At 62.9% G+C, this 25,650-nt stretch carries 14 protein-coding genes; 8 read left to right on the top strand and 6 right to left on the bottom strand.

The window, feature by feature from the left end; genetic code table 11:
- Positions 1 to 257: 257 nt before the first annotated feature.
- Positions 258 to 2,939: an ABC transporter ATP-binding protein/permease gene (locus GJE22_RS00555; protein WP_144687443.1), complete on the bottom strand. Its 2,682-nt coding sequence runs from the start codon at positions 2,937 to 2,939 to the stop codon at positions 258 to 260.
- Positions 2,940 to 3,530: 591 nt separating this feature from the next.
- Here GJE22_RS00555 and GJE22_RS00550 point away from each other — a divergent pair.
- Entirely contained in the window at positions 3,531 to 4,712 is a 1,182-nt protein-coding gene (locus GJE22_RS00550; protein WP_144687445.1) for a hypothetical protein, read from the top strand.
- Positions 4,713 to 4,944: 232 nt separating this feature from the next.
- Here the strand turns inward: GJE22_RS00550 and GJE22_RS00545 are convergent, their stop codons facing one another.
- Together GJE22_RS00545 and GJE22_RS00540 are read right to left on the bottom strand one after the other, a co-directional pair.
- Complete coding sequence (locus GJE22_RS00545) at positions 4,945 to 5,829, bottom strand: aldose 1-epimerase family protein (RefSeq protein WP_144687447.1); 885 nt, start codon at positions 5,827 to 5,829, stop codon at positions 4,945 to 4,947.
- A gap of 227 nt (positions 5,830 to 6,056) precedes the next feature.
- Positions 6,057 to 8,123 (bottom strand): elongation factor G, encoded by a 2,067-nt coding sequence (locus tag GJE22_RS00540; protein WP_144687449.1) that lies wholly within the window; start codon positions 8,121 to 8,123, stop codon positions 6,057 to 6,059.
- 382 nt (positions 8,124 to 8,505) lie between these two features.
- Between GJE22_RS00540 and GJE22_RS00535 the strand changes: the two genes are divergently transcribed.
- Genes GJE22_RS00535 through GJE22_RS00525 form a run of 3 tightly spaced genes read left to right on the top strand, consistent with a single transcriptional unit; the run spans position 8,506 to position 12,866 of the window.
- Positions 8,506 to 9,000 (top strand): MarR family winged helix-turn-helix transcriptional regulator, encoded by a 495-nt coding sequence (locus GJE22_RS00535; protein ID WP_144687451.1) that lies wholly within the window; start codon positions 8,506 to 8,508, stop codon positions 8,998 to 9,000.
- Entirely contained in the window at positions 8,993 to 10,864 is a 1,872-nt protein-coding gene (locus tag GJE22_RS00530; protein ID WP_144687453.1) for an ABC transporter ATP-binding protein, read from the top strand. The genes GJE22_RS00535 and GJE22_RS00530 overlap by 8 nt, the downstream gene beginning before the upstream one ends.
- Positions 10,857 to 12,866 carry an ABC transporter ATP-binding protein gene (locus GJE22_RS00525; RefSeq protein ID WP_144687456.1) on the top strand — a complete coding sequence of 670 codons (2,010 nt, stop codon included), beginning with the start codon at positions 10,857 to 10,859 and terminating at the stop codon, positions 12,864 to 12,866. The genes GJE22_RS00530 and GJE22_RS00525 overlap by 8 nt, the downstream gene beginning before the upstream one ends.
- A gap of 161 nt (positions 12,867 to 13,027) precedes the next feature.
- Here the strand turns inward: GJE22_RS00525 and GJE22_RS00520 are convergent, their stop codons facing one another.
- Positions 13,028 to 13,849: an HAD-IIB family hydrolase gene (locus GJE22_RS00520; protein WP_144687458.1), complete on the bottom strand. Its 822-nt coding sequence runs from the start codon at positions 13,847 to 13,849 to the stop codon at positions 13,028 to 13,030.
- A gap of 127 nt (positions 13,850 to 13,976) precedes the next feature.
- Here GJE22_RS00520 and GJE22_RS00515 point away from each other — a divergent pair, with 127 nt between their 5' ends.
- Positions 13,977 to 16,457: a class I SAM-dependent methyltransferase gene (locus tag GJE22_RS00515; protein ID WP_144687460.1), complete on the top strand. Its 2,481-nt coding sequence runs from the start codon at positions 13,977 to 13,979 to the stop codon at positions 16,455 to 16,457.
- Between the two features lie 171 nt (positions 16,458 to 16,628).
- A complete protein-coding gene (locus tag GJE22_RS00510) occupies positions 16,629 to 18,842 on the top strand; it encodes a KUP/HAK/KT family potassium transporter (protein WP_144687462.1) in 2,214 nt (737 codons plus the stop codon).
- Positions 18,843 to 19,318: 476 nt separating this feature from the next.
- On the opposite strand, the gene GJE22_RS00505 is transcribed toward GJE22_RS00510, so the two are convergent.
- Positions 19,319 to 20,194: a nitroreductase family protein gene (locus tag GJE22_RS00505; protein WP_144687464.1), complete on the bottom strand. Its 876-nt coding sequence runs from the start codon at positions 20,192 to 20,194 to the stop codon at positions 19,319 to 19,321.
- A 368-nt stretch (positions 20,195 to 20,562) separates the two neighbouring features.
- On the opposite strand from GJE22_RS00505, the gene GJE22_RS00500 reads away from it, so the two are divergent.
- Positions 20,563 to 22,791 carry an LTA synthase family protein gene (locus tag GJE22_RS00500; RefSeq protein WP_144687466.1) on the top strand — a complete coding sequence of 743 codons (2,229 nt, stop codon included), beginning with the start codon at positions 20,563 to 20,565 and terminating at the stop codon, positions 22,789 to 22,791.
- Between the two features lie 236 nt (positions 22,792 to 23,027).
- Here GJE22_RS00500 and GJE22_RS00495 read toward each other — a convergent pair whose 3' ends face one another.
- Positions 23,028 to 23,846, bottom strand: coding sequence for a tyrosine-protein phosphatase (locus GJE22_RS00495; RefSeq protein ID WP_144687468.1), 819 nt, complete (start codon positions 23,844 to 23,846; stop codon positions 23,028 to 23,030).
- 210 nt (positions 23,847 to 24,056) lie between these two features.
- Here GJE22_RS00495 and GJE22_RS00490 point away from each other — a divergent pair, with 210 nt between their 5' ends.
- Positions 24,057 to 25,631 carry a Mur ligase family protein gene (locus GJE22_RS00490; RefSeq protein WP_144687470.1) on the top strand — a complete coding sequence of 525 codons (1,575 nt, stop codon included), beginning with the start codon at positions 24,057 to 24,059 and terminating at the stop codon, positions 25,629 to 25,631.
- Positions 25,632 to 25,650 lie beyond the last annotated feature (19 nt).

The following is a 25,650-nucleotide window of genomic DNA, read 5'->3' as shown; positions in this document are numbered from 1 at the left end:
CCGTCTTGCCGTGTTTGTCGCCGCTTCGATGCCACCCGCTGCCGCGCGGTTCACGCCGCTGCGTAGCTCACGCTGCCGTGCGGGGCGCGCGACGGGGAGGCACGAGGGCACCAAGCATAGCGCATTGCACGAACGCCCGCAGGCTGCATGCCGCAGGAGCAGCGGCGCCTCAAGCGCACGTAGACGAAACGAGAAGCCGGGGCAGGTCGCGCACGAGGGAACGGGCGCCGAGAGCGCGCGCGGCGCCCCCATCGGGGCTACTCGGTGCGCAGCGCGGTTACCGGGTCTTTCTTGGCAGCCATGCGGCTCGGCGCGAGCCCCGCTAGGAACGAGAGGCCCACCGAAATCAGCACAAGCACCGCTCCGGCGGCCACCGGCACAGAGGCCAGGTTCTCCACACCGGTAATATGGTAAATGATCATGTTGACCGGAATATCCAGCAGCACTGTCACCACGATGCCCAGCACACCCGAAACGAGGCCGATGATGAACGTCTCCGCCGTGAAGATACGGCTCACATCCTTCTTGCTCGCCCCGATTGCGCGCAGGATGCCGATCTCCTTGGTGCGCTCCAGCACGCTGATATAGGTGATGATGCCGATCATGATCGAGCTCACCACAAGCGAAATCGCCACGAACGCAATGAGGATGTACGTCAGTGCGTTCACGATATCCGTCACGCTCGACATGAGCATGCCCACCATGTCGGTGTACTGGATCTCCGTGCCCTCGCCCGACGTGCGAATCTGCTCGTTGTAGTCGTCAATCAGCGCGTCAATCTGCTCCTTCGCTTCGAAGTCTATGGGGTAGATGCTAATGGAGCTCGGCTCGTCCAGGCTGCACACGCCCAGCGTCTCGAGGTTCCCGTCGTATGTGGCGTTGTCGGTCTGTTCGCTCATCTGCCGGCTGAAGGCCGAGGCGATCTCCTCGTCCGAAAGGCCGTCTTCGCGCAAGCCGTCCACATAGGAGCGAAGCTGAGCCCCCAGCTCGCTCGGCATCTGGTCGATCATTGCCTCGATGGCATCCATGGTGAGGTTCACCGTGGTGTCCTCGAACGGGAGGCCGGTGAAGATATCGGTGTTGGGGTTCGCCTCTTGCGCAGCCACCACATCGCTGGCGTTCACAGCCTCCACCAGGTGCTCCGTCAACTCTGGCGTATAGAGCACGGCGCCCCAGTTGCTGCCCGTGTCGTTCTCCTCGCTCGGGCGCACGATACCCACCACCCGCAGCTCCTCGGCATCGTCCACCACGCCGCGCATATAATCCGCGTCGTCGCTCATGTCGGCCCATGTTCCGTCTTGCTGCTGAGCGTATTTGCTGCTCTCGGGCACCAGCTTGAACGTGAGGCCCATGAGCTCGTCATAGGTGTAACTCGTCTGCTCGCTATCTTCCACCTTCCGGCCGGCAATCACGTCGCTCATCATGCCGCGCAGCTCGCTTTGGTCGAGAAGCCCGAGCGCGTAGAGGGTGTAGTCGCTGATCCGATCGTTCTCATCCACGTAGATAACGACCTCGTTCCAGGCCTCGGGCATGCGTCCGGCCACCACGTCGTAGTCGCGCTCCCACGTCTCCTTGTTGGCGAGCATCTCCGTCCACACGTCGTACGCCGACCCGCTGCCGCCGTTCATCGTGCTCATCATCTCGGTCTGGGTCTCGCCCATCGCGATGCCGAGCGAGTCGAGCACGGTCGCCGGGTTAACCTGCACGGCGCCCGAGGTCGTGTCGGATCGGTAAACGTTGAGCGGCGTCGCGTAGGTAAACTGGATGTCGGTCACCAGCTCGCTCAAGTGGCTGTCCCCGATGGCGGGGTCGCTGTCAATCCATGCCTTGATGGCGCCCATGTCGTTTTCGGTGGAGCCCTCGGCCATGCTCGAGACCATGTCGCTCACGATGTTTTTCGACTGGACGCCGCCGCTGTCGTTTTGGCCGGTACGCTCGTCGCTCGTGCCCATAAGCGCACCCATGACGCTCGTAAGGTCCGTCGAGGTCTGGTTGATGGTCAGCGGGTAGCTGCCCATCGTGGATTCCTCCGTCTCCTTGATGTAATCCTGGGTGCCGCTGGAAAGCGACAAGATGAGCGCGATGCCAATGATGCCAATCGAGCCAGCGAACGCCGTCAGGAACGTGCGGCCCTTCTTGGTCATGAGGTTGTTGAACGAGAGCGCGAGCGCCTGGCGGAAGCTCATCGAGCGCTTGCCCTTGCGAGCATCGGCCACCGCGTGGGCCTGAACCTGCTCGGGCGTGAGACGCTCGCGCGCGGGGTCGACCGGAGCGGAGTCGCTCGTGATCAGGCCGTCTTGGATGCGCACGATGCGATCGGAGTATTCCTCGGCAAGCTGCGGGTTGTGCGTGACCATGATAACAAGGCGGTCGCGGCTGAGCTCCTTCAGGATATCCATGACCTCGACCGAGGTCTCGGTGTCGAGGGCGCCGGTGGGCTCGTCGGCGAGGATGATCTCGGGGTCGTTAACGATGGCGCGGGCGATGGCCACGCGCTGCATCTGCCCGCCCGAGAGCTGGTTTGGCCGCTTGCGCAGGTGCTCGCCGAGGCCCACGCGCCTAAGCGCCTCCTCCGCCCGGCGCCGCCGCTCCGCCTTGGGCGTGCCGGATAGCACAAGCGCCATCTCGACGTTGGCCAGCACGCTCTGATGCGGAATAAGGTTGTAGCTCTGGAACACGAAGCCCACGCTGTGGTTGCGGTACGTGTCCCAATCTCGGTCGAGATAGCTCTTGGTTGAACGGCCATTGATCACAAGGTCGCCGCGCGTGTATTGGTCGAGGCCGCCGATGATGTTGAGCAGCGTTGTCTTGCCGCATCCCGATTGTCCGAGAATGCTCACGAACTCCTGGCTGCGGAAGGTAACAGAGATGCCCTTGAGCGCATGGACAACCGAGTCGCCAGATGGATAATCCTTGGTGATGCCTTTGAGCTCAAGCACAGCGGGCCTTTCCAATACGAGAGTGCACCATGGGTAGTCGTGCGACCCCAGCCGCCCTCGCGACCAAGCCGCAACCCGCCCCAGCGCGAACGCCAGACTCCATATGGGCTCATGGTACCCATTGCCCCGCCCGCAGCAGACATCAAGCGCAGAAAACGAACGATTTCACCGCCTGCGTACGGAAGCAAGGCGCAGCTCGCCGCCGCGCATCTTATACATCCCGAGAAGTATGCGTCTCCGCTAGTCTAGGACGGCTCAGCGCCGATTTAGGCCGGTTTATTCGGCGCCTCACAAGTAGGCATCGCCTCTTCGAATACGAACGCGCAGGTAAACGCATCGCCACATCCATGTCTACTTTGGGTATCCCCGATAAACCGGCCCAAAATCGTTTTTTTATATCGCCCAGGGTCCATAAGCGACTGGAGCTAAAAAAGCGTTGTGCATCAAGCAGTCCGATGCATCTGCAATCTTTTTCACGTGTTCAGAAATCAGTCAGATTTTGGTCAGAAAAGCGTCATCTACCGGCCAGATATTGGTCAGCTCGGCGTGAGACCCTTTTCTCAACGGTTGGACCACATGAAAGGGCATGCCATGGTTATCGTTAGCGGTTGGTCGGCTATTGCCTACTGGAGAACCCCTCCCATTATCTGCGATGCCAGCGTATTAGACGGCTTCACCCAGCCCGATGAGCATCCAAGCGGCCCGAAGCCTCAACAAACCAGACTCCGAAGCAACGCCTCAGAGGCGACACGCCTCGTTTACCACCACGCATACACCGACCTAATTGGCGTTCCGCTACCCATACGCGTCCTTTCCGACTCGAGCGGCGGAATGCATCAAAATCCCCTTGTACACCCTTCTCGATTAGGAAAGTCCATCCCCAGGGAGTTCCTTCACGCACTTGGCGGAGGGCTCTACGTTGCCTCGCCAACCCTCGCCCTCCAACAGGTTGCCCGCACCGTTCCCCAGCCAAAGCTCATATCCTTGATCGATGAATTCTGCGGGCTCTACGCCGTCCATCATCCAACACGGCGCGAACGACGCGTCCTCGATGAGCTGGTTGCCGCCTACCGTACCTCGCGCCACCGGGGCGCTCCCGGTGCATATGCCTGCTATAACGAGCATGGCCGGTTCGAGACAACGCACACCGACAACAGCGCTGAAGCCTGGCTTCCTGCGTTCGATCGATCGGGCAATCCCACTAACTTATGGAAACGTCCCTCTCTTATCCGAACAGAGCAATTTGTCTCCAACCTTGAAGCGCTCCGAGGACGCAAGGGGTCATCCTTGTCGCGGCGCGCGGGGCCGCTCGCACTCGATGGCTCCGGCTCTCCTTTGGAAACATGCCTTGCTCTCCTGCTGTTTCTTCCAGAACAATATGGCGGAGAAGGTTGGCCCGCACCGCAGCTTAACAGACGAATCGCGTTTGACCCCGATGCACGAAAACTTGCAGGCATGGGCTCGTGCGTCGGAGATATGGTTTGGGAACGCCCGAGGGCGATTATCGAGGTAAATGGGTTCGAGTATCATGCCGACCGAAACGGCTTCTTCATCCAATCGGGCAGAACGGCCGCGTTGCAGTCGATGGGATACGTCGTACTCGATGTCAACTACCGTCAAATAGCCGACCTCGATCAGTTTGAAACCATGCTTTCAGTTTTCTCGGACATGCTCGGCTTTCCCCTGCACGCGCGCACGAAGACCTTCCTCGCCCGCCGCGAAGAGCTCCACCGTCTCCTGATGTCCGGTTTCCGCTCGCGAACAGGCGCGTAACACCTTCCAAAAGGCAACAATAAGGACCCGAAGGAGGCGGACGCGCGGAGTTGTGCCGATTTAGGCCGGTTCTATCGAGGTACCCAAAGCAGACATCGATGAAGTCCGACCATAGCCGCTGGTAGAGAGCCCGTTAACGTGCTGGCTGCTTGACAAGCGCCCGAAAAACCGGCCTAAAGACAAAAAACAGGCCGACATAGAGCCGGCCTGTTCGTCACATCAACCCGAAGCGCTACAGCAGCGTCACGGTAAACGAACGCTCGTCGACCTCGCCGGGGGCAAGAATGGTGATGTTGCGCTTATGCTCGAACACGTTGTCCTCGGTATCGAGGGTCGCATGCCCCGTCCAGGGCTCGAGCGCGACAAACGGGGCATCGCCCTCGGCGCTCCAGATGCCGATGTACTTGAAGCCAGGGAAATCAATCTTCACGCCGTGGCCGGAAACGCGGCTGCGCAGAGTGAGCGTGTCGTCGGGAACCTCGCTCAGCATCACGGCATCCGCCGCGAAGAGCCCGTGCGTGATGGGCAGCACATCGGAGCGGTCGATGACCATCTCCGCCGTGCGGTAGGTAAGCAGCCCGCCGTCGCAAATCTTCGGCGCCACGCAGCTCCACGGCTTGGTGAAGGCAAGCTCGTAGTCGTCGAACGCCTCCCCCTCGCCGCCGGGTGCGGGTACGTTGAACGCCGGATGGCCGCCCACGGAGAAGGGCAGGTCGACATCGCCGGTGTTCTCCACGCGGAACGTCTGGGTAAGGCTCGCGGGGCCCGTGAGCTCATAGGTCATATTGAGCTTGAAGGCATACGGATACGCCGAGCGGGTTTCCTCGGAATCCGTGAGCTCGAAGGTTACGGAACCCTCGCTCTGCGCCACAACCGCGTGCTCGTAATCGCGCGCGAGCCCGTGGCGCCCGAGCGTCACCTCGCCCTGGGCAGACTCCGCCTTGCCATCGCGGATGGAGCCCACGATGGGGAAAAGGATCGGCGCGTGCTTGCCCCACACGGCAGGATCAGCTTGCCAGAGGTATTCCTTGCCTCCGAGCGAAAGGCTCGTAAGCTGGGCACCCATGGCATCGATGGCAGCGGTGAGCTCACCGTTCTTCAAGGTAACAACAGACATATGCCCTCCTAGCAGCACATAACGTACAACACGGTTACCACCTAACATGGCCAACGGCTAGCATGGCCACCGTCCAGCACCGCTAGCGGCTGTACGGCCAACGGCCACCATGGCCAACGTCCGGCGCGGCCGGACTCCTTCTCTATCATACGCGCAAAGACGTGCAAAGCGCCGCGGGCGAGTCGCTTCCCGCAGCGCTTTGCACGAATAAGGCCCATGCCCAGCTGTTAGTGGCCCTGGGCGCGGCTCTCCTCATAGAACTCAACGAGGTGCTTCTGCACGTCGTATGGCACCTGCTCGTAGCCGGCAGGCTCCATGGTGAAATCGCCCGTGCCGCGCGTGATGGAGCGCAGGCGCGTGGCGTAATCCACCAGCTCCGCGTAGGGCACCGTCGCCGTGACCACCGTGTTGCCATGCTCGTCGGTGTCCATGCCGGTCACGCGGCCGCGCGAGCCGGACACGTCGCCCATCACGGCACCGGCGTAGCTCTCGGGGATGGTCACGGTGATGTTCTCCATGGGCTCAAGCACCACGGGGTCGGCGTCGGCGCACGCCTTCTTGAGCGCGATGCGCGCCGCCGCACGGAAGGCCATCTCGTTGGAGTCGACCGGGTGGTACGAACCGTCATAGCACGCCACGCGCACGCCCGTGAGCGGGTAACCTGCGATGACGCCTTCCTTCATGGTCTCCTGCACGCCCTTGTCCACGGCGGGGATGAGCGCGCGCGGAATGCGGCCGCCCACGACCTCGTCCACGAACTCATAGTCGGTGCCGTCAAGCAGCGGCTCGACGCGCAGATAGCAATCGCCGAACTGGCCAGCGCCGCCGGTCTGCTTCTTGTGACGGCCCTGGGCGCTCGCCACGCGACGGATGGTCTCGCGATACGGAATCTTGATGGGCACGATGTGCGCCGAGACCTTCGTGCGCTCCTCCAGGCGGTTGAGCAGCACGCTGACCTGTGCCTCGCCCACGGCGGAGATGATGGTCTGGCCGGTCTCCTCGTCGCGCTCGATCTTCATGGTGGGGTCGGCCTCGCAGGCGCGGTCGATGAAGGTGAAAAGCTTGTCCTCGTCCGAGCGGTTCTCGGCCTCGATGGCGATGCGGTACTGGCTGTTGGGGAACTGGAAGGCAGCCGCCTCGATCTTGCCGGAGACGGAGAGCGTATCGCCCGTGTCCGCGGCGATCTTGGTGGTCACGATGATGTCGCCGGCCTCGGCCTTGCCCACCTCGGTCTGCTCGCGGCCGCACATCACATACAGGTGCGCCAGGCGCTCGCCCTTGCGGGTGCGCGCGTTGGTGAGCTCGATGCCGGGCGTGAGCGTGCCGGTGAGCACCTTGAGGAAGCTGATGCGCCCCTGCTGGGGATCGTTCAAGGTCTTGAAGACGAAGGCCACGGGGCGGTCGTCCTCTGCCGAGATCTTAAGCGTGTCGCCGTCAACGAGCGGCATCTCGCCGTAATCCGTGGGGCTCGGGAAGTACGTGGCCACATCGTCCATGACGGAATGCACGCCGAGCTCCTTGGTGCAGGAACCCACGAACACGGGAACGAACAGGCGCTTGGCGATGGCCTCGGAGAGCAGGCCCTCGACCTCTTCCTGGGTGAGCGGTTCGCCGTCGAGGTACTTCATCATAAGGTCGTCATCGGCCTCGGCCACGGCCTCGCAGAGCTGCTCGCGGGCGGCCTCAGCAGCCTCGCGGTACTCCTCGGGGATGTTGAACTCCTCCTGCGTGGCGCCTTCGCAGTGGCGGGCCTTCATGCGCACGATGTCGATGACGCCCTCGAAGCTATCGCCCGTACCCCACGGCAGCGTCACAGCGCCCAGGCGCATGCCGAAGCGCTCACGCAGGGCCTTCATGCAGGCGTCGTAGTCCGCGTTTTCCTTGTCGATGCGATTGATGAACACCGCACGCGCCAGGCGCAGGTCCTCGGCGGCGTACCAGAGCTTGACCGTGGTGGGCTGCGGTCCCTCCGCGGCGTCGACCACGAAGAGCGCGGTCTCGCACACGCTCATGGCCGCGTAGGCATCGCCGATGAAGTCGGGGTAGCACGGCGCGTCCAACACATTGATGCGGACGTCTTTCCAGTCAATCGGCGCAATGGAGGTCGAAATTGAGAACTCGCGCTTGACCTCCTCGGCGTCATAGTCGAGCGTGGGCTTTGTGCCCGCATGGCCGCCTAAGCGAGCGGTCTTGCCAGAAAGGTGGAGCATGGCCTCCGCGAGCGAGGTCTTGCCCACCCCGCCTTGGCCTACGAGCACCACGTTCCTCACATTGCCGGTTTTGGGCGCACCCATGGGAGCCTCCTTCGTCGCCAGGCGCGCGGGGCGAAGCGGCCGAGTCATCCGGTTGGCAGCGCGCGCCGTTTTCATACGCTGTAATCGAGCCTACCCCTCGCACGGGTTCGGCTTACATTCATTTCGCCCAGCGCGACCGAAGCTGCGGTGAAGGGCGAGCGGCGCCGAGCCATCCTGGGTCATTCTGGGACGGGTCCGTTTTGACTCATTCGGGCGAACTGAGGGGCGCTATTTCAAAATGAGTCAAAACGGACCCGTCCCGGAATGACCGACCCGTCCCAGAATGACCCAGACTAATTTGGTACCTTGACATCTTCTTGCACAGTAGTAGTCTATGTTGGTTCAAAAATCACCAACCAGTTGAAAGGAGATCCCAGTCCACATGGATGCCATTCCGGACACATCTGGCGCGACCCGCCCGGAAGCGACCGGCCAGGACTCCGCCTGCCCCGGTATGCCCGACCCCACGCGAGCAGACCTCATCATCCGCAACCTCGGGTTCTGCGGCCACTACCTGCATTTCCACGGTGGAGGACGCTCGGGACGGGAGCCCATTCTCTGCCTGCTCCACTGCATGGGCGGCCAAATGTCCCAACAGGCCCTCGGCGCGCGCTTCGAGCTCAAGCCCGGGTCGCTCTCCGAGATCCTCGCCAAAATCGAGGCATCGGGCCTCATTGAGCGCACGCGCGATCCGCATGACCGCCGCCAGCTCTTCGTCCACCTCACGAAGGATGGCGAGCGCGAGGCCCTGCAGGCTCTTAAGGCTCGGGAGGCTTTTCGCAGCAAGGCGTTTTCGAACCTCACAGACGAGGAGCAGGAAACGCTGCTCATGCTCTTAGGAAAAGTACGGAATCGATGGGAGGAACTCAATGCTTAAAACACTCATGGCGAGCATCCGTGAGTATAAGCGCGCGGCCATTGCGACGCCCATCATCGTGACGGGCGAGGTGGTCATGGAGGTGGCCATTCCGTTCGTCACGGCGCAGCTCATCAACGCCATCCAGCTGGGCGCCGGCCTTGCTCAACTGCTGCCCTACGCGGGCGTGCTCGTGTGCATGGCGCTGGCATCGCTCGCCTTCGGCATCGGCGCGGGCCTCACGTGCAGCCAGGCAAGCTGCGGCTTCGCCAAGAACCTGCGCCACGACGTCTTCGCCGCCGTGCAGACCTTCAGCTTCGCCAATATCGACCAGTTCTCGTCGAGCTCGCTTGTCACGCGCCTGACCACCGACATCACCAACGTGCAGCTGGCCTACATGATGGTCATCCGCACCGCCGTGCGCTGCCCCCTGCTGCTCATCAGCAGCATCGTCATGGCCTTCATCATGGCGGGCCCCATGGCCACGGTGTTCGTGATCGTCGTGCCCCTGCTCGGCTTCGGCCTGTATAAAGTCGTGCGCACGGTACACCCCATCTTCCGCTCCGTGTTCCATAAGTACGATGCCCTGAACGAGTCCATCGAGGAAAACGTCACCGGCATGCGCGATGTGAAGAGCTACGTGCGCCAGGACTTTGAGAAGCGGAAGTTCAGCCGCGCTGCGCAGGATGTCTGCCGCGACTTCACCCGCGCCGAGAAGATCCTCGCGCTCAACACCCCCATGATGAACTTCGCCGTCTACACGGTGTTCGTCGTGGTCATCCAGTTCGGCAGCTACCTCATCATCTCGAGCCGCGGCACCCTCCTCAACGTGGGCCAGTTCAGCGCGCTCACCACCTACGGCTTCATGATCCTCATGGCACTCATGATGGTATCGATGGTCTTCGCCATGATCGTCATGGCGCAGGAGAGCGCCGAGCGTATCGTCGAGGTCATCGAGACCGAACCCACCATCAAGGACCCGGCCAACCCCGTCACCGAGATGAAGGACGGCTCGATCGACTTCGACCACGTCACGTTCAACTACTCCGAGAAGGCCGAGCACCGCGCCCTCGCCGAGATCGACCTGCACATCAAGAGCGGCGAGACCCTGGGCATCATGGGCGGCACCGGTTCGGCCAAGACCTCGCTCGTGAACCTCATCAGCCGCCTGTACGACGTGACCGAAGGCTCCGTGAAGGTGGGCGGCGTCGACGTGCGCGACTATGATCTGGAGTTCCTGCGCAACAACGTGGCTGTGGTATTGCAGAAGAACGTGCTGTTCAGCGGCACCATCAAGGAGAACCTGCGCTGGGGCGACCCGAACGCCACGTATGACGAGCTTGTCGAGGTGTGCAAGCTCGCCCAAGCCGATGAGTTCATCCAGACCTTCCCGCAGAAGTACGACACCTATATCGAGCAGGGCGGCACGAACGTGTCGGGCGGCCAGAAGCAGCGCCTGTGCATCGCCCGCGCGCTGCTCAAGCACCCCAAGGTGCTGATCTTGGACGATTCCACCAGCGCCGTGGACACCAAGACCGATGCGCTCATCCGCGAAGGCTTGGCGAGCTACCTACCCGAGACCACCAAGATCATCATCGCCCAACGTACGAGCTCCGTGGAGCACGCCGACCGCATCCTTGTGCTGGACAACGGCCATATCGCGGGCCTGGGAACGCACGCCGAGCTCATGCAAACGTGCGACATCTACCGCGATACCTATGAGAGCCAGAACCGCACCGGCGAGGAGGACGAGGTCGCGGCTGCAGCCGCCGACGCGACCACCGCGCCCGCTGCCGACGATATGTCCGCCAACGACGCGTCCACCGAAACCGTGACCGCCGCCGAAGCATCCGCCACCATGGAGGGAGGTGCCGCACATGAGTAGCAACAACTCGGCAGAGACCGCTTTCAAGAACACCCTGGGCGTAAACACCCCCGAGGCCCCCAAGCCCGAAGACACGCGCCAGAACGTCGCGGGCCGCAAGAAGCTGCCCGTCAAGAAGTCCGGCGTGCGCACCAAGACGCTCAGCCGTCTCATCAAGACGCTGTTCCAGTTCTATCCCAAGGCGCTTCCGCTCGTAATCTGCTGCATCGTGGTCTCGGCCATCCTGTCGTCGCTGCCGGCCACCTTCATGCAGCGCGCGCTCGAGATCGTGACCGCCACATGGGAATCGGGCGACTGGGAGTCCGTTGCCGGGCGCATCGGCTCGCTCGTGGTCACGCTTATCGGCATCTACTGCGTGTCGCTCATCCTGAACTTCACCTGGACGCGCACCATGGCCGTTATCACCCAGGGTTCGCTTGAGAAGTTCCGCGAGAAGCTCTTCGATCACATGCAGGACCTGCCGATCAGCTATTTCGACACGCACCAGCGCGGCGACATCATGAGCCACTACACCAACGACATCGACGCCCTGCGCCAGATGATCGGCCAGTCGCTGCCCAACATCACGCTCACGATGGTGACGCTCATCTCGGTGTTCTGCGTGATGATCTACTACAGCGTGTGGATGGCCATCATCGTGGTGGCCGGCGTGGGCTTCATGGCTTACATGACCAAGGTGCTGGGCAGCCGCTCCGCACGCAACTTCATCGCGCAGCAGAAGGAAATCGGCATCGTCGAGGGCCATGTCGAGGAGATTATGAACGGCCAGCGCGTGGTGAAGGTCTTCTGCCACGAAGAGGCTGCTCAGGAGGACTTCGACGTGCGCAACGAGGAGCTCTTCCGCGCCGCGCGCGCCGCGAACATGTACACCAACACCCTGGGCCCCATCCTCATGAACCTGGGCAACCTCATGTACGTCATCGTGGCGCTCATGGGCGGCGTGTTCATCGAGCTGGGCGTGCCCAACCTGTCTATCTCGGGCCTCGGGTTCTCCATCGCGGTGACGGTGCCGTTCCTCAACATGACGCGCCAGTTCTCCGGCCAGATCGGCCAGATCTCGCAGCAGATCAATTCGGTGGTCATGGGCCTCGCGGGAGCTGAGCGCCTCTTCGAGCTCATGGACGAAGAGCCCGAGCACGACGAGGGCTACGTGACGCTCGTGAACACCAAGATGGAGAACGGCGAGCTCGTTGAGACCAACGACACCAACAGCGGCCGCTGGGCGTGGAAGCACCCGCATCACGACGGCACCACAACGCTCGTTCCCCTGCGCGGCGATGTGCGCCTCAACCATGTGGACTTCGGCTACAAGCCCGGGCACACGGTCCTGCACGACGTGAGCGTGTGGGCGGAGCCGGGGCAGAAAATCGCCTTCGTGGGCGCAACCGGTGCCGGCAAGACGACGATCACCAACCTCATCAACCGGTTCTACGATATCGAGGATGGCAAGATCCGCTACGACGGCATCAACATCAACAAGATCAAGAAGAGCGACCTGCGCCGTTCGCTCGGCATGGTGCTTCAGGACGTGAACCTGTTCACGGGTACCGTTATGGACAACATCCGCTACGGCAGGCTCGACGCCTCCGACGAGGAATGCATCGCCGCGGCCAAGCTTGCCGGCGCGCATAGCTTCATCCAGCGACTGCCCGAGGGCTACAACACCATGCTCACCGACAACGGCTCGAACCTGAGCCAGGGCCAGCGCCAGCTGCTCTCGATCTCGCGCGCGGCGGTGGCCGACCCGCCGGTCATGATCTTGGACGAGGCAACGAGCTCGATCGACACGCGCACCGAGGCCATCGTGCAGAAGGGCATGGACGCGCTCATGAGCGGGCGCACCACCTTCGTGATCGCACACCGCCTCTCGACCGTGCGGAACTCCGATGCGATCATTGTGCTCGACCACGGCCGCATCATCGAGCGCGGCAGCCACGACGAGCTCATCGCGAAGCGCGGCGTGTACTATCAGCTCTATACCGGCGCATTTGAATTGGAGTAGCCAGCTCGATAGGATTTGCGCCACTGCAAGGGCCCCGGGCGATTGCCCGGGGCCCTTTTTCTTACCCGTCAAACGTTGTACGCCGATCGTGGTTCGCAGACACCCGGTGTCTACGATTCAAAATGGTTCGCAGACACCCGGTGCCTACGATTCGCGCTCGGCTAGATTAAGCCGAAGTGCTGAAGAGCGGTGACCACGCCGTCGTGCTCGACGGGGTCGGTAACGTAATCGGCTACCTCCTTGACCCCCGGCATCGCGTTACCCATTGCGACGAAGGTCCCTACGGCATCTGCCATGGAGAGATCGTTCTCAGAATCGCCGAACGCAATCGCACGCTCGGGCCCAATCCCCAGCATCTCGAGGACGCGGCGCACGCCCGCGCCCTTGTTCATCCCCTTGAGCGTCATCTCGTAGACAGGCAGGCCGAGCGCGAACTCTTCGAAATGCTCATCGAAAAACGCGCGGTTCTCCGGCGTCATGAGCCGGGCACGGTCGCTTTCCTGCAGCACGAACTTGCTAAAGCGCAGATCCCCCGTACCGGCGAACTCCTCCAAGCTATGCACCACGCCCACGCCCATCGCGTTCTTATAGTCCATTCCCTTAGGGACCAAGGCCACGCATGCGCGCGACCCCTCGAACATAATGAGGGAGTCGGCCTCGTACGCGCGGCCCGCAACATCGATGAGGAGCTCTGCCGGAACGACCTCGTCGCTCACGAGCTCGCCGCCCACGCTTACGCACGCGCCATCGGCCGTGACCAGGCCGTCAACGTCAAGCGAAAGCAGTTTGTCCGAAACCAAGGTGAGCGAGCGCCCCGTGCAGATGAACGGATGGTGCCCGCGCTGGCGCAGAGCGTGGAACGCCTCGGCCACAGCAGGGCTCGGAACCGCTGTGGCCACCGTAGCGTCAACATCGGCTCCCGGCTTATACCAGATGATCGTGCCGTCCACATCAAAGAAAAGAGCCATCGGCTGCTCAGACATGCCCAACCGCCCCCTATATACGTTTTAGCTTATGCCGTTTGACATTATGCCATGCCGTGCGCGGGGAATCGCATCAGTTGCAGGCCTTCTCGTATAATGGGCGCACCCACGCTGGAGAGGACGCACCATGGAATTCTACGCAAGCTGCCCGGCTGCCTTCGAGCAAGCGCTCGCACGCGAGCTGCGCGCCTTGGGCATACGGCGCCCGCGCCCCCTTAAGGGACGCGTCTCGTTCGAGGGCTCGGTGCGCGACGCCTATCGCGTCTGCCTGTGGTCGCACCTTGCCAGCCGCGTGCTGCTCGTACTCGGGCGCTTCGCATGCGCCACGCCCAACGACCTGTACCAAGGAACGTACGACCTCCCCTGGCACGAAATCATCCGTCCGGGCGCGAGCATCGCCGTTTCTGCCCATGGCACCAATCCCGAGCTTCGAAACTCGCGGTTCAGCATGCAGAAAGCCAAGGATGGCATCGTCGACCGCATGGTAGACGAGACGGGCGCGCGCCCGGCGGTCGATACGCACGCCCCTGATGCCCGCATCGTGCTCACGATTCGTGGCGACCGAGCGAGCATGAGCCTCGATTTGAGTGGAGAGCCGCTCTTCAAGCGTTTGTCACGCACCGTGCTGGCTCGCGCGCCCCAAGGTGTCGACATCCTGCGCCCCGACTACGCTGCGCTGGTGCTGGCCGAGGCGGGCTTCCCCGAACTCTGCCAAAGCGCCCGCGATGCGGGCACCGAGCCTCCCGTGCTCGTGGACCTTGCCTGTGCCGATGGCGGCGTTCTTCTGGAAGCAGCAACCTGGCTGACCGATCGGGCACCCGGCGCCACGCGCACGCGCTGGGGTTTCCAGGGATGGGCCGGCCATGACCGCACCGTATGGCGCGAGCTTCTCGCCGAGGCCCGCGAGCGCGAGCAGGCAGCGAACCGGCGGCCCGGGCGCATCATCGCAACCGACCCCGATGAGCGCGCGGTCGAAGCATCCAAGCGCGTCGTCGCGGCAGGCCGCATTGCATGCGCGGTGGACATCATCGATCCTAAGGCAGACGCGCTGCGCAGGGCGCTCGGACGAAATGTGCCGGCAGGCGTCATCGTGGCGGATACCTCGGTCATGGCACCGGACGTGATCCCATCCGCGCTTCGCCTTGCCACAGATGCAACCGCCCTCGCCCCATGCGCATCCATGCCCATCGCCTGGCTCTCGCGCCCCCATGGCGGGCTCCGCATCCCCGGGCGCGCGCCAAGCTCTACCAGCAATCTCTTGCTCGGAAGCGATGAGCTGCAGCTCGTTTGCCTTGCATCCGCTTCGGCCGAGGCGGCTGGCACGCCATACCCCGGTGCGGGGGCGGGCGAGCCCCATTCCGGCAAAGGTGCCGGCGGCAACCGCACCGCCGACCAGAAGCCCTCTCGCGCCGCTCGCGCCACGGTCGACGTCGGCGACGGCAAGCCCATTCCCCTCCTCGTTCCCGAGTCCGAGCAGTTCGCACGCCGCCTCATCAAGGTCGCGCGCCAGCGCCGCAAGTGGGCAAGGCGCGAAGGCATCACCTGCTACCGCGTTTACGACGCCGATCTTCCCGACTATTCCGCTGCCATTGACTTTTATGAGGGAACGCCCGTGGAGGCAGACCACGGTCAAAGAGATCGAGGTCTGGCCGGCGGCGGCCGCAACAGGCTCGGCAAGGCGAATGGGCACGACGGCGACCGCAACAAGCTCGATGCCGCACACGGCCACGCCGCCGAGCCCGCAACGGAACGCTGGATCGTCGTCGCGGAGTACGCGGCGCCTAAGACGGTCGACCCCGAGCTGGCCCGCGACCGCACGCTCGACATCCTCGCCATCGCTCCGCGCGTGCTCGGCGTTCCGCCCGAGCACGTCCACGCCAAGACGCGGCAGCGCTCGCGCGGAGGCTCGCAGTACGGCAAGCAGGGCGCGAGCGTGCGCCACGGAGGAAGCCCGCGGGCAGATGCCACCTCGCCGCTGGGCGATGTCCTCATCCGCGAGGGCGGCCTCTCCTTTACGGTCAACTTCAACGACTACCTCGATACCGGTATCTTCCTGGACCACCGCATCACGCGCGGCCTCGTGCGCGAGCATGCACGGCAAGCTCGCACGTTCCTCAACCTCTTTGCCTATACGGGCACGGCGACCTGCTACGCCGCAGATGCGGGTGTTGAGGAAACCGTAACCGTAGACCTCTCCAACACCTATCTCGATTGGGCCGAGCGAAACATGGCGCTCAACGGCTTCATCGGCAGCGCGCACCACTTCGTTCGAGACGACGTGCTCGCGTGGGTTGAGCAGCAGGTTCGCGGACGCAACCGCTGGGACCTCATCTTCTGCGACCCGCCCACCTTCTCGAACTCCTCGCGCATGGGCGAGCGCACGTGGGACGTGCAGCGCGACCACGTTGAGCTGCTGAAAGGCGTTGTAGGCCTGCTCGAACAGGGCGGCGTGGCCATCTTCTCGTGCAACCTGCGCAGCTTTAAACCGGACGTTGAGGCGCTCAGGGCCGCGGGCATAGGCCTCGAAGACATCACCGAGCGCACCATTCCCGAAGATTTCCAGCGCAACAAGCGCATCCACCATTGCTACCTCGTCCGGAGGCTCTAGCCCGCCGGCTTCAGCGCGCGGGGGCGGCCCCGTGGAACGGCTCCGAACACGCCGAGCGGCCCGCCCCCGCGGCAAAACGCGACCTATAGCACATTGCAGGCGCTATCGCTATAATGACGTGCCACGGCGCAGATTCGCGTCGACGTGCCATGCTTCTCAAGGAGTTATGCAATGTCTTCTGAAGACAAGAACCGAGAGCTTGACGAGGCCTCGGAAGAAACCGACGGGGTGGCCGCGCCACCCGATTCGACTTCGTCCCTATCGATCAAACCGAATCTTTCATCCGGCAAGGGGAACAAGCGCGGGCGCAAGCGCGCGGCGGCATCGAGCCGCAAGCGCAAGCCCGTTCGCCCGCCCAAGACCATCAAGGGCGCTTCTCACCCGCAGACTCATGTCATTCCGGTGAGCCTCGCCGCGATGCTCGTGACCATCGGCGTCGTGTACGGCGACATCGGAACGTCGCCGATGTACGTCACCAAGGCGCTGCTCGCCGGCAACGGCGGCATCATGAGCGTCACCGAGGAATTCGTGCTCGGCGCACTCTCGCTCGTGATCTGGACGGTAACGCTGCTCACCACGGTGAAATACGTCCTCATCTCGCTCAAGGCCGATAACTACGGCGAAGGCGGCATCTTCGCGCTCTACAGCATCGTGAGGCGCTACGGCAAGTGGCTCATCATCCCCGCCATGCTCGGCGGCTCCGCGCTGCTGGCCGATGGCGTGCTCACACCCGCCGTGACGATCACCACCGGCGTGGAGGGCCTGCGCACCATCCCCGAGACCCATGCGATCATCGGCGACAACCAGATGAACGTGGTGGTGATCACCCTCATCATCGTGTGCATCCTCTTCGTGGTGCAGCGCGCCGGAACGAGCAAGATCGGCCGCGCGTTCGGCCCGGTCATGCTCGGCTGGTTCCTCTTCCTGGGAATCACCGGCCTGCTCTTTACCTTCACGAACCCCAAGATCCTGCTCGCCATCAACCCGGTGTACGGCCTGCAGTTCCTGTTCAGCCCCAACAACCACGCCGGCATCATGATCTTGGGCAGCTGCTTCCTCGCTACCACCGGCGCCGAGGCGCTCTACTCGGACATGGGCCACGTGGGCAAGGGCAACATTTATGCAACCTGGCCCTTCGTGAAGGCATGCCTCATCCTGAGCTACCTCGGCCAGGGCGCCTGGCTGCTCGCTAATGCCGGCAACCCGGAACTCGCCGCCATCGAGGACCTCAACCCCTTCTTCCAGATGCTCCCCGGCGTGGTGCGTCCGTTCGGCGTGGTCTTCTCCGTGCTCGCGGCCATCATCGCCTCCCAGGCGCTCATCACCGGCGCGTTCTCGCTCGTTTCCGAGGCGAGCCGCTTGGACCTCATGCCGCACCTGCAGGTGTTCTATCCGTCCGAGACCAAGGGTCAGCTCTATATTCCGCTGGTCAACAAGGTCATGTGGGCGGGCTGCATCATCGTGGTGCTGCTGTTCCAGAGCTCTGCGCACATGGAGGCAGCATACGGCCTGGCCATCACCATCACGATGCTTTGCACGACGGTGCTGCTTTTCATCTACCTGCACCGCGTACGCAAGGTGAAGCTCTTCCCGTTCATCTTCCTTGCGTTCTTCGTGATGCTCGAGGGCTTCTTCTTCGGCTCTTCGCTCACCAAGTTCTTCCACGGCGGCTACTTCACCATCTTGCTTGCAGCGCTCATCATGAGCGTCATGCTTTGCTGGTATGCGGGCACGGCTGTGGAGCGCCGGCAGGCCACGCTGCTTCCGGTGCGCAAGTACCTCGACCAGCTGGCGCGCTTGCGTGACGACACCACCTACGACCGCTTGTGCGATAACCTGGTCTATCTCACCAATGGCACCAACACGGACTATCTCGACCGCGACATCCTCTATTCCATCCTCGACAAGCACCCCAAGCGCGCGCGTGCCTGGTGGTTCATCAACGTCGAGGTCATGGACGACCCGCACACCTGCGCGTACTCAATCGAGGACTTTGGCACCGATTACGTGTTCCGCGTGCATCTGTTCTTGGGATACAAGGTCAACCAGCGCATCAACGCGTACCTGCGCCAGATCGTGCAGGACCTCTCGGCCACCGGCGAACTTCCGCCGCAGACGCGCGACTACTCGGTTTACAAGCGCCCGAGCCCCATCGGCTCCTTCCAGTTCTGCATGATTCGGAAGACTTTGGCACCCGAGAGCGACGTCGTGAGCCGCGAGCGCACGGCCATTGGCCTCAAGTACGCCATCCGCAGCTTTGCTGGATCGCCTGCGCAGTGGTATGGCCTCGAGAACTCGAGTGTGTTCGTTGAGTACGTGCCGCTCTTCACCAAGTTCAAGAGCGCCGAGAAGCTCGTGCGCATCGCCCCGGACGACAGGCCGTAGGAAGCGTCAGCGGCGGCTGTATGGGAACGCGCCTATGCCACGGGGCCCGCAGGGAGGACTTCTTCCTGCGGGCCCCGTTTTGCATGAATTCCGTACAGCTTTTCGCTTGCTCAGAAGGGCCTCTGCACGAGATTCGTCCCCGTTTAGCCTCCTCTCGAAGGCCCGCCCCGTGCATAATTCAACTTTTGGGCAGTTGAGCCCCTACCCGGAAAGTAGAGACGCACGTTCTCCTACCAGAAGCGCAGGTAGAAGAAGTGCGATTCTTTGCTCTACTTTGCCTTCCCGGCTTGGAGTGCCCAAAAGTTGAAACAAAGTCGGCCATGGCGCACGATGAGGCCACCAAGCGGCTAGATGCGAAGCGTTTGCACGGGTTCCGAGGCCGGCGAGGGGCTTGATGTAAAGCGCCTGCGCGGGTTTCGAGTCCGCCATCCCGCAGCTCCAGCTTGCGGTGGCCCCCACCGACTCGCCAAGCGTCCCTAGCCTTGCAACGGATCCTCGCCGGTCCAGTTCTTAAACCACCGGCCCATGCTGCGCCCCATTTCCGCCATGAAGGGGCTCGTGTGCTTTCGCGTATAGATGTCGCGGACGCGCTCCCCCGCCTCCCGCGCATGGGGCCGGAACATCGCATCCATCTCGGCGACCTGCTTATCCATGGTCGCGGCATCGGCTCTGCGATAGCGCTCGGCCATGACGATGTTCTCAACGGGGTGCGGCGTCGCTGGGCGCTCCTTTGCCGGAACGCCCAATACGAGCATCGACAGGGGAAGGGTATAGGGAGGCAGGTCCAGCAAACGGCCGACGGCCTCGGCGTTTTCCACCACATCTCCTATGTAGCAGCTCCCCAGCCCCACCGCCTCGGCAGCGATGACCGCTGTTTGGGCCGCGATGACCGCATCCTGCGCAGCGATGGCGAACTCCCCCATGCCGGGAGCACGCCGCGGGCTCTTTCCCGTTTGCTCGACAAACGATGGCTCAAAACACCCCGCATGCTCAAACAGGTCGATCCATTTTGCATAGTCGACCACAAAGACGAGCGCCCAAGGCGCCGTTGCTATGAACGGCTGGTCGTCGCAGAGCACCGCCAGTTGATCCAGCGTTTCCTGGTTGCGGATATCGATGATCGAGTACATCATCATCGCGCCCGCAGACGGTGCGCGCGTAGCCGCATGCAAGACCGCGGAGCGCTGCTCGTCTGTCACCGGGTCCTGCGCGAACTTTCGCGTGGAGGAACGCGCCTCGATGACCTCGAGCACATCGCGCTTCCACGCGCGCGCCTCCGCTGGCCGTACGCTTCCTTCGCTCGGCTCTTCCCCGCGCTCGAAAGCACCCTGGGTTTCTGCTCGTCTCTCCATAACGCTCCATCCCCTCGCTTGTCGTGTGCTGCCGTCGACGTGGCCGCAACCGCGCGCCCGCTATCGCACGCTACCGTGGCGGTGCGGCTGCAACTGCACGCTGCCGCAACCGCGCACGGCTGCAACCGCGCGCTCGCAGCCGTGCCCGGTCGGGCCCTCCGTCCAACACGGGGCGGCCGGCACGGCGCATGCATCGCGCTGCTTCGGCGACGCGCCGCTTAAGAAACAGCTTAATTATTGCAAAGCCCCTGTTTGTCGATAGAATCTCGACAATCGCGGGGTACTATGGACACTTGTTGTCGCAAAGATTCGATGAAGGGCGCGTTAGCTTTTTATAAGGTCTCGCCCGCCACCAAAAGGAGCCATTCATGCTCGTCGCCATTATAACGTGCATCGCCGCCATCGCGAGCATCGTGCTTGGAGTACGCGAGTTCAAGCAAGCAAAAGCCGCCTCGAGCGAGCGCATGCCCCTACAGCGCAGCAGCATCGCTTGGGCGATCGCGTTTTTCGCCATCCAGGTCTTCATCGCCGTTTGGAGCGCCCTGGGACTCGTGCAAAACGAGCCGATCGCCCCGATCATCATGAACATCGTGCTCACCGGGTGCGTGTACCTCTCGGTGGCTCGGCCGCGACTGGGTAAGCAGGTCGTCGCGTTCCTCTCCCCCGAGGGTCGCTGGGCGCACCCGCAAATCGCCACGGCGCTCGCCATGGTCGTTGCGGGCATCTTCTCCACCCTCGCGCTCGAGATCCCCAGCAACCATGACATCTTCTGGATGTACCCGCTCTGTCTGCTGCTCGAGGTCGCGCTCGTCACGGCTATCGTCGCAGGCGTGTTCTACCTGTTCCAGCGGCGTGGCGCCGCACCCGCCATCGCCGCCTTCGTGTTCTTCGCGATCGGCATCGCTGAGTACTTCGTCATCCTCTTCAAGTCGCAGCCCATCCAGCCCGGCGATCTCACCGCCATCGCGACTGCCGCGGCCGTTGGCGCCGGCTACGTGTTCGAGCTCTCGTCGTACTGCCTGTACGGCATCGTCTTTTTCGCGCTTGCCATGATCGTCTCAAGCTACGCCGCGGTGCTTCGCCCGGACCGCGAGCATCGGTCGCGCAAGAAGTTCCTGCTCAACCTGCTCATTGGCGTGCTGTGCCTCGGTGGCGTGATCGGGCACGTAACCCTTATCGACTATTACAATGTCCTGCGCATTCAGGTGTATACCTGGCGCCCGCTCGAGAGCTATTACCGCCAGGGCTTCATCCCATCGTTCGTTTCGAGCGCGCAGACCATCCAGCCCCGTAAGCCCGACGGCTACACCGCCGAGCTTGCCCAAGATCTCATCGACGAGTACGCCGCGAAGTACGATGCCGGCGAGGGATCGAGCGCCGAGCGCACGGCCGCCTCGCAGCAGTTCAGCGAGGAGAAGCCCGCGGTCGTCGTAATCATGAACGAGACGTTCTCTGACCTCTCCGTATACCAGAACCTCCACGCAGGCTACGAGGGACCCACGTACTTCAAGAGCATCGATGACGCCGTGCAACGCGGCGACCTGTACGTCTCGGCGTACGGCGGCGGCACCTGCAACACCGAGTTCGAGTTCCTCACGGGCAACTCCATGGCATACCTTGGGCAGGGCGTCTACCCGTACACGATCTACAACCTCACGCACGCTGAGAACCTGGCGCAGCAGTTCAGCGACCTTGGCTACAAGACCACGGCCATGCACCCCAACCACGCCACCAACTGGAACCGCGAGAACGTCTACAACGACTTCGGGTTCGACCAGTTCCTTGCTATCGAGGATTTCCAGGACGCCGACACCCTGCGCGGCATGGTGACCGACGCCGCCACCTACGACAAAATCATCGAGATGCTGCAGACCGACGATAGCCCGCAGTTCATCTTCGATGTGACGATGCAGAACCACTCCGGCTACGACACCGGGCTCCTGCCGAGCAACATCCAGACGAACTACCTCATCGACGGCACCTATGATCCCGAGGTCAACGAGTATCTCGCGCTCATCGAGCAGTCCGACCAGGCGCTCGAGGAGTTCATCGGCAAGCTGCAGAATCTCGACCGTCCGGTTGTCGTGGTGTTCTTCGGCGACCACCAGCCGTTCTTCCCCTCGGACTTCAACGATGCGTGGTACCAGAACGAAGATGAGGCAACTCACAGCGAGCGCCTGTATCACACGAGCTATGTAATCTGGGCGAACTACGACGTCGCGGGCCGCGAGCAGACGAGCAGCACCGAGGATATCTCGACCAACTTCCTCGGAGCCGAGGTCATGAACCTCATCGGCGCCCCGCTGAGCGACTACCAGAAGGCTCAGCTCTCGCTGCGCGAGAGCATGCCCGCGATCAATATCATCGGCTACCAGGACAGCAATGGCTCATGGTATCTCACGGGCACCGACACGAGCGGCGGCGGAGGCTCCCTTTCCGATGCGCTTGCTGCCGCCAGCAAGGCGCGCGAAGACCTTGCGAAGATGCAGTACTTGAAACTCTTCGACCACGGGGACAGCGTCTTCACCAAGACGCTCCAGGGCGCGGCGAACGAAACCAACCCCAACCTCGCACCGGGAACGACGAAAATCAAATAACTTTCAACTTTTGGGCACTCCAGCCGTGCGCCGTCAGATATAAACGGATGGCGCACGGCAAAAGCTCAGGTAAAAGGCCTGCCGTTTTTTGGTCTACTTAGAATCTGCCTGCTGAAGCGCCCAAAAGCTGCAATCATATAACGTAGCGTGCGGCAGGCACCGCTACCAGCCGCCGTCGATTGCCGTTCCTCCGCTATCGCCTGGCTGCCAGCCCTCTATCGTCTGCCACCCGTCCGCTACCGCGCTGCAGCCAGAACCTCATTGCCGCCCCGCAGGCGGGCGGCCAGGCGATCGAGAAGCGCCGGCTTGCACCCGGCGTAGTCCTGCAGGTAGGCGCGCGCCGTACCGTAGCGCTCGTGAAGATGGCTGAGCGCGCGCTCCATCTCTGCCGGCTGCGCCACGAAGAGGCTACGCGGCACGCGGCGCCTCAACACCACCGCAACGAACACTCGCTGCGCATGCATGGAAAACGACATGTACTCCCCCGTCGCAGCGTAGTCCGCGACGATCTGGGCATCGTCTACCCCAGCAAGACCAAGCAGCAGCATCGCAATCACGCCTGTCCGGTCCTTGCCCGCACGGCAATGGAACAGCGCACAGCCCGGGCCATCCAGCGCCTCCATCACAAGACGGAAGCTCTCCGCATCGTTATCGAGCAGCTGGAGATACACATCCGACATGCGGCGAGGAACCTGGCCGCGCAGCCCGCTCGAATTGAGCTGATCGAGCATGGGGATGTGGATGTACTCGACGTTTTGCCGCGCGCCGCGCCTGCCCGGGGCGTACGGGTCTGGCCAATGGCGCACCTCGAATGAGCTGCGAACGTCGATGACCCGGCGCAAGCCATACCGGTCGAGCCTCGCAAAGTCCTGACTGCGCAGGCCGCCGAGTGCGTCTCCCCGCAGGAATGCCCCGTGCGCCGTGGTCCCGGTTTGCCCGCCCTCGGCCATGAAGGGATATCCTCCTAGGTCGCGCACGTTACGCGCACCGCGAAGCACAAGGTCCTGAAAGCGGGGCGTGCTTTCAGACGGATTGTTCGGCGCCGTTCCTGCCATGCCATCCTTTCGCCCACGCATGCGCGCCAAGCGCGCGCCCCGTGCCGTGCGCCCGGCGCACGCCTGCACGCCGTTGCACTCCCGCACGCCACTGCACGCTGATGGCACGCCCGCACGCATGCGAGAAAGCCTTAAGTATAATGAGATGGTTTGATTTCCCTGTTTTGCTTGCGTAATGCTGCGGTAAGCTCGTTGCCAGAGGAGGCACCCATGGCCGCATCACACACCGATTCGCACCCGGCTCGCACAGAGCTCGCATCCATCTCCCTCGACGACCTTATCGTAGCAATCAGGGCGGGCGGCGTCGATGCGCGACTTGCTGCTCGTGGCGCCACGGAACAGGCGGCCGTGCGCGGCATGACGGTCGACTCTCGGGAAGTTCAACCCGGAAACCTCTTCGTATGTAAGGGTGCAGCGTTTCGCCCCGCTTTTCTCGCTAGCGCGATCGAACGCGGCGCCTGCGCCTACCTGTGCTCCAACGATGCCGCGCTCCTTGAACAGCTCGAACTGGTGGCCCCTGGAGCACCGCATATCGTCGCGTCCGACGTTCGCCGGGCGATGGCCCTCGTTGCACCCGTCGTCTACCAGCATCCCGAGCAAGCGCTCGACATCGTGGGCATCACGGGAACCAAGGGCAAATCGACCGTCGCATATATGCTTCGCTCTATCCTGCTCGCCGCCGGCGAGACTCCATCGGTACTTGGTTCCATCGAAACCGACGACGGCATCGAGCACTACGAGAGCCACAACACCACGCCCGAGGCCCCCGAACTTTGGCGGCATCTGTGGAACTCCGTGAAATCCGGCCGGCATCACATGGTCATGGAGGTCTCGAGCCAAGGGCTGAAGTACGACCGCGTACTCGGCGTGCCGCTTTCCATTGGCGTCTTTCTCAACATCGGGCGCGACCATATCTCAGGCGTCGAGCACCCCACCTTTGAGGATTATTTCGCCAGCAAGCTGCGCATTTTCGACCAGTGCAAGACCGCCGTGGTAAACATCGACGCCGAGCACGCCGCTCGCGTGCTTTCGGCTGCCAAAAAGGCGCGGCGCCTCGTTACAACCAGCGCACAAGGTACCGACGACGCCACCTTTGCCGCCTTGAACGCACAGTCTACTGGCCTAGAACTCACCTTCGAGGTTGTCGACCGCCTCGATCCTGCGCACCCCCAAACGCACGCCATCGCGCTCGGCATGGCGGGCCTCTTTAACGTAGACAACGCACTCGCCGCCATAGCGTGCGCGCGCTTGCTCGGGGTTGGCTACGACGCCATCTCGCGCGGCCTTGCTCATGTACGCGTGCCCGGCCGCATGGAAATCGTGGCGACTCCCGACCAGCATGTTATCGCCATCGTCGACTATGCCCATAACGAGCTTTCGTTCGAAACGCTGTTCTCGTCGATCAAGCGCGAATACCCAGGCAGGCGCATCATCGCGCTCTTTGGCGCGCCGGGCGGCAAGGCCCAGGAGCGGCGCGAGGCGCTGCCGCGCGTTGCCGGCAAATATGCGGACCTCATCATCTATACGGAAGAGGATCCGGCGCACGAGCGCGTCGAGGATATCTGTGCGGAGCTCTCCGCCCACACCCCGGCCGGCGTTGAACATGAGGTCATCTGCGACCGCGAGGAAGCCGTCGCGCACGCCCTCGATGTGGCGCGCGCTGGCACCAGCGATGCCGTAGTGCTGCTCCTCGCTAAGGGCGACGAAACGCGCCAGCATCGCGGCGACGAGTACCCTGAGGTCGAAAGCGACCTTTCCATCGCCAAGCGCCTGCTCGCCCCCTAACAAGCACTGAAACGCAGGC

Source organism: Enorma shizhengliae (assembly GCF_009676995.1).
Lineage (GTDB): Bacteria > Actinomycetota > Coriobacteriia > Coriobacteriales > Coriobacteriaceae > Enorma > Enorma massiliensis.
This window is presented reverse-complemented; position numbering and strand designations above follow the sequence as displayed.